Source organism: Streptococcus oralis (genome assembly GCF_026782235.1).
Taxonomy (GTDB): Bacteria; Bacillota; Bacilli; order Lactobacillales; family Streptococcaceae; genus Streptococcus; species Streptococcus oralis_CC.
This window is the reverse complement of the sequence record NZ_JAKUWE010000002.1, coordinates 514,415-529,428: the sequence shown is the minus strand read 5'-3', so window position 1 is coordinate 529,428 and position 15,014 is coordinate 514,415. Positions and strand designations below refer to the sequence as shown.

Annotated in this window: 10 protein-coding genes and 1 pseudogene; 3 read left to right on the top strand and 8 right to left on the bottom strand. The window is 40.6% G+C overall.

Annotated features, from left to right (window positions below; all coding sequences use genetic code 11):
• Nucleotides 1-8: 8 nt before the first annotated feature.
• The 6 genes and pseudogenes from MK396_RS02970 to MK396_RS02945 all read right to left on the bottom strand — a co-directional run bounded on the left by MK396_RS02970 (nucleotide 9) and on the right by MK396_RS02945 (nucleotide 8,366).
• Nucleotides 9-590, bottom strand: a complete 582-nt coding sequence (locus tag MK396_RS02970; protein ID WP_268723603.1) for a restriction endonuclease subunit S — start codon at nucleotides 588-590, stop codon at nucleotides 9-11.
• Between the two features lie 69 nt (nucleotides 591-659).
• Nucleotides 660-1,820 carry a restriction endonuclease subunit S gene (locus tag MK396_RS02965; RefSeq protein WP_268723602.1) on the bottom strand — a complete coding sequence of 387 codons (1,161 nt, stop codon included), beginning with the start codon at nucleotides 1,818-1,820 and terminating at the stop codon, nucleotides 660-662.
• A complete protein-coding gene (locus MK396_RS02960; protein WP_268723601.1) occupies nucleotides 1,820-2,824 on the bottom strand; it encodes a virulence RhuM family protein in 1,005 nt (334 codons plus the stop codon). Before MK396_RS02960 ends, MK396_RS02965 begins: the two co-directional genes overlap by 1 nt.
• Nucleotides 2,814-4,385: a type I restriction-modification system subunit M gene (locus MK396_RS02955; RefSeq protein ID WP_268723600.1), complete on the bottom strand. Its 1,572-nt coding sequence runs from the start codon at nucleotides 4,383-4,385 to the stop codon at nucleotides 2,814-2,816. Before MK396_RS02955 ends, MK396_RS02960 begins: the two co-directional genes overlap by 11 nt.
• A 152-nt stretch (nucleotides 4,386-4,537) precedes the next feature.
• Complete coding sequence (locus MK396_RS02950) at nucleotides 4,538-5,683, bottom strand: AbiH family protein (protein WP_268723599.1); 1,146 nt, start codon at nucleotides 5,681-5,683, stop codon at nucleotides 4,538-4,540.
• 50 nt (nucleotides 5,684-5,733) lie between these two features.
• Nucleotides 5,734-8,366: pseudogene (locus tag MK396_RS02945) on the bottom strand (DEAD/DEAH box helicase family protein).
• Nucleotides 8,367-8,501: 135 nt separating this feature from the next.
• Between MK396_RS02945 and MK396_RS02940 the strand changes: the two are divergent.
• On the top strand, nucleotides 8,502-9,119 hold the full coding sequence (locus MK396_RS02940) for a TVP38/TMEM64 family protein (protein WP_268723598.1): 618 nt from the start codon (nucleotides 8,502-8,504) through the stop codon (nucleotides 9,117-9,119).
• Between the two features lie 46 nt (nucleotides 9,120-9,165).
• On the opposite strand, the gene scrK is transcribed toward MK396_RS02940, so the two are convergent.
• Together scrK and MK396_RS02930 are read right to left on the bottom strand one after the other, a co-directional pair.
• Entirely contained in the window at nucleotides 9,166-10,053 is an 888-nt protein-coding gene (scrK, locus tag MK396_RS02935; RefSeq protein ID WP_000164288.1) for a fructokinase ScrK, read from the bottom strand.
• A 158-nt stretch (nucleotides 10,054-10,211) separates the two neighbouring features.
• Complete coding sequence (locus MK396_RS02930; protein WP_268723597.1) at nucleotides 10,212-12,098, bottom strand: sucrose-specific PTS transporter subunit IIBC; 1,887 nt, start codon at nucleotides 12,096-12,098, stop codon at nucleotides 10,212-10,214.
• 379 nt (nucleotides 12,099-12,477) lie between these two features.
• On the opposite strand from MK396_RS02930, the gene MK396_RS02925 reads away from it, so the two are divergent.
• The gene (locus MK396_RS02925; protein ID WP_268723596.1) at nucleotides 12,478-13,932 is read left to right on the top strand and encodes a sucrose-6-phosphate hydrolase; all 1,455 of its coding nucleotides are present in this window, start codon (nucleotides 12,478-12,480) and stop codon (nucleotides 13,930-13,932) included.
• Nucleotides 13,913-14,878 carry a LacI family DNA-binding transcriptional regulator gene (locus MK396_RS02920; protein WP_268723595.1) on the top strand — a complete coding sequence of 322 codons (966 nt, stop codon included), beginning with the start codon at nucleotides 13,913-13,915 and terminating at the stop codon, nucleotides 14,876-14,878. The genes MK396_RS02925 and MK396_RS02920 overlap by 20 nt, the downstream gene beginning before the upstream one ends.
• Nucleotides 14,879-15,014: the final 136 nt, after the last annotated feature.

Here is a 15,014-nt window from a genome sequence, read left to right as displayed (position 1 = left end):
ACTTTTCCTTATTCATTAAAATTGAGTAATTGATTTCTCCAATATTCATACTGTTTCTGTCTTAGTTCTATCTCTTTTGGAAGGCCTTCAGAAAGAGAATCTGTTAAAGTGTTGAAATTATCAAGAATGGAGACAATTCTTTTTTGTTCAGTGATAGGTGGAAGAACAATTTTAAATTTTTCCATATCCTTCGAATTGATACGAACAACTTTCGTTCCAGTTACTTTTCTTTCCTTTTGAGATTGAAAATATGTAGACCGGAACCAATAATTTAAGTAACGTGAGTTTTGGCTCGTTTGAATGATATAACTATCTCCAGAAATTCCAATCTCTTCTTTACCTTCCCAAACAATTGCTTTCCCAACATCTTCAACATTCTCAGATGTTGTTGCCATTATCAAATCATTAGGATAGGCTTTTTTTAGTTTTTCAAATACTATTTCACTAGTTTTGGAAAGAGTTTCAGCAACTGTAAAATCGTATTTGGTGTAAATTTGTCCGTAGTGAATAACAGATTTCCCAATTTCTGAAAAATCTTTCTTCTGAAGACCATTTCCTCTTACAAAGTCACAAATAGCTCCCAACTCCACTCGAATTGGACCAAATACCCACTGTAAAAGCTTGATAATAGCGGAGTTGGCCCACTCCTCTACTCTACTCTACTCTACTCTACTCTCAGTGTACTCGCCTTCGGCGATGAATGTCAAGAGTTTTTCTCGGAAATATTCGTACTGTTTTTGACGAAGTTCAATCTCCTTGGGAAGTCCGATGTTTAGGTCATGACAAACCGTATCAAAGTTATCTAGAACTTGAACAATACGAGATTGGATTTCGAGAGATGGAACTGGGATTTTGAATTTTTCAGTATCATTACTAGAAATTTGTGGCATCTGCATATTATTAGCGATGTTTTGAAAATGTTCTTTATTATGAACTAAGTAATGATAAATGTATCTTAAATTGATATTTTCATTGTCTGAACTGTATGACCAAAATTCATTTTTAAAACTAAATGGTTCTGTACAGTATTCAAAATCAATAATTCCACGAGATTTTACAACAATTGCCTCTTCAGTATGAATATCTCTATCGGGAATATCTCCATAGTTCACATCAGCGTAAGTCTTTCCTCCTGCAAAGATACGGATTGGCGCACCATCTTTGTGAAGTAATTTCATCTGACTAGCTGTAATTTTAGTTCCTTTTCCTTTTTTTAGACATTCGTTCAACTTCTTCCACTCAACCTGATAAACTTCATCCTCAAAAGATAATAGTTTATCTCGATAATAAGAATATTGCTTTTTACGTGAGGTCAATTCTGAGGTCAATTCTGAGGTCAATTCTGTAACATAATCGGTGAATTTGTCAAGTATTTGCACGATTTTTTCTTGAATTTCTAGAGGAGGGATGGGGAGTAATAGTTTGGACAATTTGTCAGCTTTTAACGCGGGTATCCCCGCTCCATGTTGAAAATCCATAAGATATTTCTGATTCATTTTTACAAAATGATATACAAATCTATTATTCACTCGAGTCTCATCAGGAAGTATATAATAACAATGTGCATTAGCCCAAAATTTGGTATCGACAAAATTAACAAAACCTGCAGAAGCTCCACCTTGACTTACAATGATTGTATTAGCTTCCACGTTGTAATCATTAGTTCTTCCTGAATAAGTTTGTCCACCATTATACGCAGGATATAATCCATCTTCTGTCAATAAATTTTTATTTAGTTGCTTACCTTTCTTAACAGAACAAACTTCCCCTAACTCTTTCCATTCAACAGGACAGTTTTGGATTTCTTCTAGGATGTTCATTAGTTACCTCCTTCCTTGGCTAGATTTTCAATACTTTTAATTTCCTTGAGGTAATCTTTTTCAACTTGGCTGAGGGTCTTGGCTTGGTAGCTCTTATATTCCTTATCTACCTTCTGCTTCATCTGTTCACGAGAGATAGAACCACTGTTAGCTAGCAAGTCTTCTCCAGTTGCCAGAAGGATTCGATCCACATGTGTCACCCAATCAGCCATGGTCATGACTTCTTCACGCTCTGCCTGTCTTTCAGCAAAGTCTAGATACCCTGATACAAGCTGGTTAAGCCCACGAAGTTCCTTCTCTGTCAGATAGTTCTTGGCAACTTTTGCTTCGGATAAAGTAGGAAGGTCTCCCTTAAAAGTGGTCAAGCCCATAAACTCCTTTTCACTATCAACACGGTTATAGATAAGTTCACTCGCAGTATTGTGGTGAATGGCATAATGCATCTTGTTTTGCACCGTCGCAAAGAATTTCTTTGCCTCTGGTGAGTTTGCATTGTAATCACTTGATGTAGCGAAAAGATCTAAAACTTGACGGTAAAAGACTTTTTCACTTGAGCGAATGTCTCGGATTCTTTCCAGAAGTTCTTTAAAGTAAGAGCCTCCACCCAAGTTTTTCAAGCGCTCATCATCCATAACAAAGCCTTTAATCAGATACTCTTTCAAGACTGTCGAAGCATAGTGTCTAAACTGGACTCCACGAGGGGAGCGCACACGATAGCCAATCGCTAAAATCATATCGAGATTATAGTAGGCGACTTTTTTTGACTGAGTTTTACCAGCTATTGCACCGTGACGAGTGGTTGTCAACTGATAGTTGACAACCACTGCTTCATCCAATTCACCATCTTCAAAGATAGCCTTGATATGTTTACTAATGTTTTGCTTGGAAGTTTGAAAGAGCTCAGCTAGTTCTTGTTGGGTCAGCCAGACCGTTCCATTATCCAAGTGGAGTTCAATAGCGGACTCTCCGTCATCAGTTCTATAGAGAATCACATCATTTGCCATGGCTCAATTCCTCTACAATCTTATCTATCTCCATACGCAAGTGGTCAATCTTGGCAACAGTCTCAGCGATTTCTTTATTGAGCACATCAATATCAATCTTCTCACGTGTGTCTTCTTGTTCGACATAAGTTGACACAGATAGATTGTAATCCTGCTCTGAACCAATCACATCATTATCAACAAGAGCTGCTTTATAGTCTACACTTTGATAATTAGCGAACAATTCAACAATATGCTCAATATTGCTATCTGTCAAAACATTGTTATTAGTCTCTTTTTTGAACTCTTTACTCGCATCAATAAAGAGTGTTTTATTTTCAAGTTTATTCTTCGCCAGAACTAAAATCGTAGTTGCGATAGAAGTGCCAAAGAAGAGATTATCTGGAAGGGCAATGACTGCTTCAACAAAGTTGTTATCTACCAGATACTGACGAATGGTCTTTTCAGCTCCGCCACGATAGAATATGCCCGGGAAACATACAATAGCTGCTCGACCTTTATTAGACAAGTGGTTGAGACTATGCATGATAAAGGCAAAGTCAGCTTTTGACTTGGGTGCTAGTTTCCCTGCTGGAGCAAAACGGTCATCGTTTATCAGAGTTGGATCTCCATCTCCCACCCATTTAACAGAATACGGAGGGTTAGAAACGATAGCATCAAAAGGCTTTTCTTCCAGATGCTGAGGATTTAAAAGGGTATCTCCTCGCTTAATATCAAAGTTGTTGTAGTTGATATTGTGTAAGAACATATTCATACGAGCCAAGTTGTAGTTGGTCATATTGATTTCCTGACCAAAGAAACCATCCTCCAAGATATGGTCTTCGTATTGTTTTTTCATTTGAAGAAGGAGAGAGCCTGAACCACATGTTGGGTCATAGACCTTGTTAATCTTGTCTTTCCCAACCATGACTAGACGAGCTAGTAATTTAGAAACCGTCTGAGGTGTGAAAAATTCACCACCACTTTTTCCTGCATTACTAGCATAGTTTGAAATCAAGAACTCATAGGCATCCCCAAAGGCATCAATATCATTTTCCTCAAAATTGCCGAAGTTAATGCTATTGATACCATTAAGAATATCAGAAAGTCGTTTATTTTTTTCTGGAACAGTTCCACCAAGGATGTTGCTTCGTGTGTCCAAGTTATCAAACAAACCTTTGATATCATCTTCTGATTTGAACCCAATCGCTGACTTCTCAATATCTTGAAAAATGTTGGCCAAGTCTTCGTTTAAATTTTCATTTTGCGAGGCATTCTTGACGACATTTTCAAATAATTGACTTGGAAGGATAAAAAAACCCTTATCCTCAACTGTACCTGGTTTGAAATCTTGCTCAGCTTCTTGGTCACTTAAGTCAGCATAACGGAATTCTAAGTCCCCAGCCTCATGCTCCGCACGGTCAAAATAGTCTGCCATGTGCTCTGAAATAAAACGATAGAACAGAATTCCTAGGATATATTGCTTAAAATCCCAACCGTCTACAGCTCCACGAACATCGTCTGCAATCGCCCAAATTTTACGATGCAGCTCCTTGCGTTCTGCATTTTCTTTACTTGCCATTTTTATTTTCCTTAATTAATGTATTATCTTTTCTATTTTATCATATTTCAAGAAAAACCACTCGACCTGACTAGAGCGAGTGGGGTATAAACTATTTTTAAAATATGATTTTATAATTGTACTCTATGATTTCAATTATTTTTTTGATTTTATTAAGGCAGTAGTACTTCTTTCATACTATCCTTATCATCACTCTTTATAAATACAACATTCTGTTTACCTGTTAATTCTATCAGTTTTTCCTTCCCAAGGATGATTGCGAGATTCTTAATAATTGAACGTTTAGCTAAATCATTAAAATAAGTGAAAATAAATCTATAATCATACTTTCCATTTTCTGCTAATGCAAAACATTTTTGAAATATTTCTTTATCCAAAGGGTCAACCGAGTGTCCAAAAACAATAATATTCTTTGAATTTGGAAGTTGACTTCCGAATTCGTCATCTATATCATAGAAAGTTCGTTTAAAAAATTTTTCAAAATCATTTCCCGTTTCTTTTACTACTCTTTGATAATATTTCTGGTAGGGAATTAAATCACTGTTAACATCATTTTCTTTATCCTCAATTCCAAAAACCATCGTATTAATTCGACTGAAGGTTCTAATTAAGTCAATTCGCCCATGTATGAAATGAGTTCTCTTCTCAGAAGTTCCAAATAAATATCGTAAAGTGTTTGTATAATTAAAGTTTAGGACAGAGGAATTTGACAAATCTGATATTGCATCTAGAGCTGTTGGCTTGGATTTTATCTCGATAACTTTAAAATCAAGAAAGTCTCTATAAGATAAATATATTTCTAACAATTCAATCAATAGATCAAGTTGATTGATAAATTCATTATTCAACTTTTCCATTGCAACTTCTCTTTCTAAAGAACCCCAGCCTTTTTTATGAAAGAGTGAAAAAAACAAATCTGAAATATATAATTTTGACCTATAATTTTTTTCTTTTGATAATTTCTCTTCCAGTAACCCAGTTTGTCCTGTAATAGTAACTTTGAATATTAAATCATTATTTTCTTTGAAATACATTATTGCATCTGCAAGTTGCGAAATCATTATTTCAAGATTAGACCAATTATCTCCTAGAGTAGCTTTATTCTCATTGATAAATTTTAAATATAAATTATCCCTGTATTTCTCAATCTTTATATTTTTAACTTTTAAAAACTCCAGTAACTCCTCATTTGGATTAGAGAATAATTGTTTTTCAAAGTCAATAAAATCTGTATACTTTGTTTTTCGCCCCATTGCAATATCAAAGCCATTACCTAAAATTAAAATTATATCTGCCATATTTTCTCCCTTTGCTTTTTTATTTTCTAGAGGGGTATATTTTACCTCCCCTACTCCAACTGACTTTTAACCTTCTTCTTAGTCAAGGTACGGTCATTTTTGTTAGAGAGAGCTTTGATACGAGCTTCGAGAAGGATTTTCCGTCCGGCCTCTGTTCGTGTGTAGACGAGGTGATAGCGTCCGATAGTTGGCCTCAGAAAGTCAAGGAATTTCTGTGCTTCTTCCTTGCGCTTATCAAAAAGACTAGGCACGACATAGTAAGGTGACTGACCTTGTCGGACTTTCTCTGCCTTCAAGAGATAGCGCTGATTGTCCACTGGAGCAAAGAACTCTCCCACAGTCTGTGCAAACAGCTCCTTGTCCCTCATGCTTCCTCCCTTGAGATAGGCAAAGACCATGTAGTTTTCCTTGTCCTCCTCTACCTGAACACGGGATTGATCATCCGTTAGATGCCCCGAATCTAGCAGAGCCTTTCGGATCTGCTCACCCAGAGACTGCAAGCGTTTATAGGGACTCTTATAGCGGAGATAGCGCCAAGAGGCAAAGACCAAAAAGAGGAGACAGGCTGCTGTAAGCCACCAAACACCGATCAATCCCAATCTAAATAGCAAAACCAACAAATCTACCGCCAACAAGAGAAATGACATGCGAACCCATTTTAATGCATCAAGCAAGAGCATGACTGGGATCTTCTGTTTTTGGGTTGCGACTTCTGTAACTATCTCGGACTGATCCGCTACGACAAGAGCTTCCTGCCATTTTAGTCTCAAGCCTGCTCGATCCTTGGAGAGACTCTTAACTCGATCATTGTACTCACTAATTTGCTTTTTCTTAAAAAGGGGGGTGGAAAATCCAAACGATCCAAACCGGTCTCAATACTCTCCTGATTATAGGCCAAGCCAAGAAAATGCTCCATCCTTCGCGACAAGGTCTGCAGATCCTGATTGCTCTCTGGTCTAGGCTCCTCACTAGAAAGAGTGATGAGTGTTTGCGCTTGAACGGCTACCAGATGCCAGATGTTACTGGTCTTTTCTGGATGTCCCGACCAGATACGAATAGCACGCCCGCGCATCTGGTTGCTCAGCATAAAGCTCCCCACAAAGCTTCCGAGGATTAGGGAATTAACACAAGGAGCATCCCAACCCTCTCCGAGGAGAGATTTGGTTCCGACTAGGACTTGAATCCGCCCTCGTTGAAAGAGCTCCGTCACTGCCGCTACGATTCCCTTAGCTGAGCTCGGAAAGCCAATCTGCACATAATCTTTTTGATCCAAGTGACCAATAGATGAAAAACTAAGTGGAACCTGAGGCAAGAGCTCCTTCAACTCTGCTGCCACATCGGTAGGCAAAATAACGACACTACCTGACAAGACAGCCAAAGACACAGGTATCTCTTGCTCCTGAGCTTTTCGACGAATGCTTTCAAAATAAGGGAGAACCCCCAACTGAGAAATGGTTGCCTGATTATCTCCCAGATAGGTAGCAAAATCCTTGCGAATATAATCAGCTAGTACTAACTGTCTCAGTTCCTGACCTAGACTCTCATACTCCGTCAAAAAGATATCGGCAATGGCAGACAATTTCCCCAGAGATTGGGTTAAAAGCTGATCAGAAGACTTGGACTTAACCAGATAAACCTGACGTTTTTCCACCAGCCCACGCGCCTTCAAGTCAGCCTCTAACTTTTTCCTATATCCATCTGGATCCTCATACCAATCTGGTGTCTGATAGAGCATGCTCTGCAACAGCGTCTCCAGCCAATAGGAGGTCAATGCTGGAAGCTTCTGGGTTCCCAGCAAATTTTGCAAAAAGGGAGGAATCGATAACCCCTGAGAATGCATATAAATCAATATAGCAGACAAATACTTGGGATCTTCTAAGAGCAAATCAGATGAAATATCCCCTTTGAGGACCTTAGACCCTGCTACAAATGTTTGAAAATAAGGATTGACTATAAGGTGATGAATATAGTCCCACTTAGTCTCCTCAAACTGTTTGAGACGTTCCGACTCTTCAGCTGTTGGTGAACACATATAGACAAAATCCTGATGAGGACAGAGGGTGTCTTCCTTGACTAGTTCAGGTACCGTGATTTCTTGGTCAATTTCCCCACACATACGGATATAGCGTTCCCAGAGTTCAGGCTCGCTGTCATAAGGTGGTGTCGCTGTCAGGGAGATGACTTGCAGCTGTTCATACTGCTTGCGAAAGGCTTCCAGACTTTTCCACCATTCATTGCGCAGGTGGTGGCATTCGTCCAAGCAAAGAGTCGCAACTTTCTGAGTTCTTAGACTTGCAAGCAAATCAAATCCCACAAAATCCTCTGCTTCACCATCTTCTTGTGATTGCAGTTGGTTCATGGCACTATGAAAAGCCTGATAGGTCACAATCGTTAATGCTTTCATCTCCTTTAAGTTTTGGGAAACGAGATCTGAAATCTTCTGTTCGTTCTCTAAAAAGGCTGTTTGAATCCTGTCCACCCATTGTTCACGAATGGTGACAGTTGGAACCAAGACAAGGGCTGGATTGCCAAAACGAGCGATTAGCTCGATACCAATGGTGGTCTTGCCGGACCCTGGAGCAGCCACTAGATGAACATGACCGTCTGCTTGATAGTCCTGAAAACGATCCAAGACCTGTTTTTGGTATTTTCTCCATCTTCCTTTAAAATTTAAATCTAACATTTCTTTCACCGTTATATCTCTTGACTTACTTCTTTAATTGTACCACACTTATATAAAAAGCAAGATAAGGAATCAAATTAGTCTTTATAAGAAAAATATGGTATAGTAGAATCATACTATCTATGAGGAGTTTATATGTCACAGGATAAGCAAATGAAAGCTGTTTCTCCCCTTCTGCAGCAAGTCATCAATATTTCATCTATAGTTGGGGGAGTTGGAACCTTGATTTTCTGTATTTGGGCCTATCAGGCGGGTGTTTTACAGTCCAAGGAAACCCTATCGGCCTTTATCCAGCAAGCTGGGGTTTGGGGACCACCACTCTTTATCTTTTTACAGATCCTACAAACCGTTGTTCCGATCATTCCGGGAGCTTTGACCTCAGTGGCTGGGGTCTTTATTTACGGTAACATCATCGGAACCATCTATAACTATATCGGCATCGTGATTGGCTGTGCTATTATCTTTTACCTTGTGCGCCTCTACGGAGCTGCCTTTGTCCAGTCCGTCGTCAGCAAGCGCACCTATGACAAATACATCGGCTGGCTAGATAAGGGCAATCGCTTCGATCGTTTCTTTATCTTTATGATGATCTGGCCAGTTAGCCCAGCTGATTTTCTCTGCATGCTGGCAGCACTGACCAAGATGACCTTCAAGCGCTATATGATTATTATCATTTTGACCAAGCCCTTTACCCTAGTGGTTTACACTTATGGTTTGACCTATATTATTGATTTCTTCTGGCAGATGTTTTGAGAATAGAAAAATCCGTTTGGTTTCCCAAGCGGATGTTTTGTTTGTTTTATTTTGCGACACTCTTAGCGAGGACAAAGTTCCCAAGTGTGGCAGAACCATTGCCTGCGACTGCTGGAGTGACAATGTAGTCACGCACATCTGGTACTGGTAGGTAGCCGTTGAGGAGAGCTGTGAATTTCTCACGCACACGATCCAGCATGTGTTGTTGGGCCATAACCCCACCACCAAAGACGATCACATCTGGACGGAAAGTCACAGTAGCATTGACCGCAGCTTGAGCGATATAGTAGGCTTGAACATCCCAGACAGAACTGTTGAGTTCGATATTTTCACCACGAATACCTGTACGGGCTTCAAGACTGGGACCAGCCGCAAAGCCTTCCAAACAACCCTTGTGGAAAGGACAAACGCCGTTAAATTCTTTTTCTACATCCATTGGGTGTTTGGCTACATAGTAGTGACCCATCTCAGGGTGACCCACACCGCCGATAAACTCGCCACGTTGGATAACACCTGCACCGATACCTGTACCGATCGTGTAGTAAACCAAGTTTTCGATACGGCCACCAGCATTGTTACGAGCAACCACTTCACCATAGGCAGAGCTGTTTACGTCTGTCGTGAAATACATGGGTACATTGAGGGCACGACGAAGGGCACCAAGTAGGTCTACATTTGCCCAGTGAGGTTTTGGAGTCGTTGTAATAAAGCCATAGGTTTTTGAGTTTTTATCGATATCGATGGGACCGAAAGAACCGATGGCAAGACCTGCAAGATTATCGAATTTTGAAAAGAATTCGATGGTTTTATCGATAGTCTCGATTGGAGTTGTTGTAGGAAACTGTGTTTTTTCTACAACGTTAAAATTTTCATCTCCGACAGCACAGACAAACTTTGTACCGCCCGCTTCTAAGCTTCCATATAATTTTGTCATGATAAACCTCTTATCTTTGTTTTCTCTATTATAGCACATTTTAAAGGGCTAGATTTCTCAATATTTTAGATTTTCCTCTGTAAATCTTACCATCCAAGTAAAAACGAACAAACATGATATTTGTTCGTTTTGTTTTTAGATTTGATTTTTGAAGAGGATTAGGCTTTCACTTCGATGATCGCGTCGCCCTTGACAACTGAACCACTTGCGACTGGTGTCACAGAAGCGTAGTCAGCCGTGTTTGTAACGATAACCATTGTTGTATCATCAAGACCTGCAGCAGCGATTTTGTTTGAGTCAAAGGTTCCAAGAACATCACCAGCTTTAACCTTGTCGCCTTGAGCAACTTTTTGTTCAAAGCCTTCACCGTTCATAGTCACCGTGTCGATACCAACGTGGATCAAGATTTCAGCTCCGTTTGCTGTCTTCAAACCGTAAGCATGTCCTGTAGCAAAGGCGATTGATACTTCTGCATCAGCTGGTGCGTAAACCACGCCTTGGCTTGGTTTCACTGCAATCCCTTGTCCCATTGCACCACTTGAAAAGACTGGGTCATCAACATTCTCAAGGGCAACTACGTCCCCAACGATTGGAGTTTGGATTGTTTCATTTTGAGGAGCTACTGGAATGTTACCAGTTGTTTCTTCTTGAACCAAACGTTCTGTCGCTACTTCAGAAGCAACTTCTTTTTCGTCCTCGTAACCAAACATGTAAGTAAGGGCAAAACCAAGAACGAATGATACAGCTACCATAAGGATGTATTGGAATAATTGACCGTTACCAATGTACAACATTGTACCAGGGATGATGGTGATACCATTACCAGTACCAGCAAGACCAAGGATTGAAGCCAGTCCACCACCGATAGCACCAGCAATCAATGAAAGGAAGAATGGTTTACGGAAACGCAAGTTCACCCCGAAGATAGCAGGCTCTGTAATACCGAGGAAGGCAGAAAGAGCAGCTGGGAAAGCAAGTGTTTTCAGTTTAGGATTTTTAGTTTTGACACCAACGGCAACAGTTGCAGCCCCTTGAGCTGTCATAGCTGCAGTGATAATGGCGTTGAATGGGTTGGCATGATCGGCAGCAAGCAATTGCACTTCAAGCAAGTTGAAGATGTGGTGTACACCTGATACGACAATCAATTGGTGAACCCCACCAATCAAGAAACCACCAAGACCAAATGGCAAGCCAAGAATCGCTTTTGTACCGATAAGGATGTAGTTCTCAACAACATGGAAGACTGGTCCGATGACAAAGAGTCCAAGGATAGACATCACCAAAAGTGTCACGAATGGCGTCACCAAGAGATCCAAGACATCTGGAACCACTTTGCGGAGAGCTTTTTCAAACTTGGCTCCGACCACCCCAATGATGAAGGCTGGAAGAACGGAACCTTGCAAACCAACAACAGGAATGAAGCCAAAGAAGTTCATAGCTGTTACTTCACCACCTGATGCTACAGCCCAGGCGTTTGGAAGCGAATCAGAAACCAGCATCATACCGAGGACGATACCAACGGCTGGATTTCCACCGAATACGCGGAAGGTTGACCATACAACCAAACCTGGCAAGATGATGAAGGCTGTATCTGTCAAGATTTGAGTATATGTTGTCACGTCAGCTGGAAGTGTCATTCCAAGAGCAGTCAAGAGACCACGCAGACCCATGAAGAGACCAGTTGCTACGATAACTGGGATGATTGGTACAAAGACGTCACCGAAAGTACGGATAGCACGTTGGAACCAATTTCCTTGTTTAGCAGCTTCTGCTTTCATATCTTCTTTAGAAGATGTTGGCAAACCAAGTGCAACCACTTCGTCATACATCTTGTTTACTGTACCAGTACCAAAGATGATTTGGTATTGACCTGAGTTAAAGAAAGCTCCTTGAACTTTATCCAAGTTCTCAATCACTTCCTTATTGATTTTCCCTTCATCTTTGACCATGACACGTAGACGAGTCGCACAGTGGGCTACACTGTTGACATTTTCACGTCCGCCAAGGGCTTCGATGACCTTTTTTGCAATATCCTGATTGTTCATTTGCAAAAATCTCCTTATAAAATTTTGTTCTTGTTTGAAAGCGATTTTATTCGCCCTACGACTATTATTTTATCACGTTTCCAAAATATGTCAAGCGTTTTGCAGAATTTTTTATTCCCTTTCTTTTTTCTCTGATTAATTTTGCTCGTTTTTGAGGGATATTCTCTTTTTCCTCAAAAAAAATATCTTTATACTTGAGGAATCAAGGCTTTTATTTACATTTCCTTTCATTTTTTCGTGAAAATTTGCCAGATTTCCTTTACTCGATTTATGGCAATCGTTTGACATATTTTTCTTTTTTTTAACATAAAAGACTTGCTTTTTTTGCCGAAAACGTTTACTATTAATAATAGAATAGAACTTATGGAGGAAAGATAAAATGGAATGGACAACTGAGCGCCGTTATAGACGCTATGAAGATTGGTCTAATGATGAAATCAAGCAAATCAAGGAAAAGATGGCACAATCTCCTTGGCATACTCGTTACCATGTCGAGCCTAAAATGGGGCTTCTCAATGATCCAAATGGCTTTTCTTATTTTGATGGCAAATGGATTCTCTTTTACCAGAACTTCCCCTTTGGTGCAGCCCATGGGTTGAAGTCTTGGGTGCAGCTTGAAAGTGATGATTTAGTGCACTTTACAGAAACTGGAGTCAAAGTTTTGCCAGATACTCCATTAGATAGCCACGGTGCCTACTCTGGGTCTGCCATGCAGTTTGGCGATCAGTTGTTCCTATTTTATACTGGAAATGTCCGTGATGAAAACTGGATTCGTCACCCATACCAGATTGGTGCACTGATGGATAAGGATGGCAAGATTACAAAGATTGACAAGATCTTGATTGACCAGCCAGCAGACTCTACTGACCACTTCCGCGACCCGCAAATTTTTAACTTTAAAGGTCAATATTATGCTATCGTCGGTGGACAGGACTTGGAGAAAAAAGGCTTCGTCCGTCTCTACAAGGCTGTGGACAATGATTACACAAACTGGCAAACAGTTGGCGACCTTGACTTTGCTAACGACCGTACTGCCTACATGATGGAATGTCCAAATCTAGTCTTTGTAGGGGAGCACCCTGTCCTTCTCTACTGTCCACAAGGATTGGATAAGAGTGTTCTAGACTATGACAATATCTATCCAAACATGTACAAAATCGGGGCTTTCTTTGATCCTGAAAATGCCGAAATGGTAGATGTGTCTCCATTGCAAAATCTAGACTATGGTTTTGAAGCCTATGCAACGCAAGCCTTCAACGCTCCAGATGGACGTGCACTAGCAGTAAGTTGGCTTGGGTTGCCAGATGTTTCTTACCCATCTGACCGTTTTGACCACCAAGGAACCTTCTCATTGGTCAAAGAACTCACTATCAAAGATGGCAAACTCTACCAATATCCTGTCTCAGCCGTCAAAGAACTTCGTTCTTCTGAAGAGGTCTTCTCAAATCGTACTCAAACCAATAACACCTATGAACTGGAGCTCAACTTGGAGGCCAATAGCCAAAGCGAGATTGTCTTGCTCGCTGATAAAGAAGGCAAGGGGCTTTCCATCAACTTTGACCTTGTAAACGGTCAAGTGACAGTGGATCGTAGTCAGGCTGGTGAACAGTACGCCCAAGAATTTGGTACCACTCGTTCTTGCCCTATCAATAACCAAGCTACTACTGCCACTATCTTCATCGATAAGTCAGTCTTTGAAATTTTCATCAATAAAGGAGAAAAAGTATTTTCTGGTCGTGTCTTCCCACATGTGGATCAAAACGGTATCCTCATCAAGTTTGGAAACCCAACTGGAACTTACTATGAATTAGATTATGGTCGCAAAACTAACTGATGTCGCAAAACTTGCAGGCGTCAGCCCCACTACCGTCTCACGAGTCATCAATAAAAAGGGGTATTTATCTGAGAAAACCATTCAAAAGGTCAATGAAGCCATGCGAGAGCTAGGCTATAAGCCCAATAATCTGGCTCGAAGTCTCCAAGGAAAATCTGCCAAGTTGATTGGACTTATTTTTCCAAACATCAGTCATGTCTTTTATGCGGAGTTGATTGACAAGTTGGAACACCAACTCTTCAAGAATGGCTACAAGACTATCATCTGTAACAGCGAACATGACTCTGAAAAAGAACGGGAGTACATTGAAATGCTGGAGGCCAACCAGGTCGATGGTATCATTTCTGGAAGTCACAACTTGGGAATCGAAGACTACAATCGTGTGACAGCACCGATCATTTCCTTTGACCGAAACTTGTCTCCAGACATCCCTGTCGTCTCCTCTGATAACTACGGCGGCGGGGTCCTCGCAGCCCAAACTCTGGTCAAGACAGGCGCCCAGTCTATCATCATGATTACAGGAAATGATAACTCGAATTCACCAACTGGACTCCGCCACGCTGGCTTTGCCTCTGTTCTCCCGAAAGCGCCTATTATCAATGTTTCGAGTGACTTTTCTCCCGTCCGAAAAGAAATGGAAATCAAGAATATCTTGACCCATCAGAAACCAGATGCGATTTTTGCTTCGGATGATTTGACAGCTATCCTAGTGATCAAAATCGCTCAAGAACTGGAAATTTCTGTTCCTGAAGAGCTCAGGGTCATCGGCTATGATGGGACCTACTTTATCGAGAACTACTATCCTCACCTGACAACGATTAAGCAACCTATGAAAGAGATTGCCCAACTCACTGTCGATCTCCTCTTGCAGAAGATTGAAGGTAAAGAGGTCGCGACAACCGGTTACTTCTTACCCGTTACTCTATTACCTGGAAAAAGTATTTAATACTCTTCGCAAATCTCTTCAAACCGCGTCAGCGTCGCCTTACCGTAGATATATGTAACTGACTTCGTCAGTCTTATCTACAACCTCAAAGCAGTGCTTTGAGCAGCCTGCAGCTAGCTTCCTAGTTTTCTTTTTG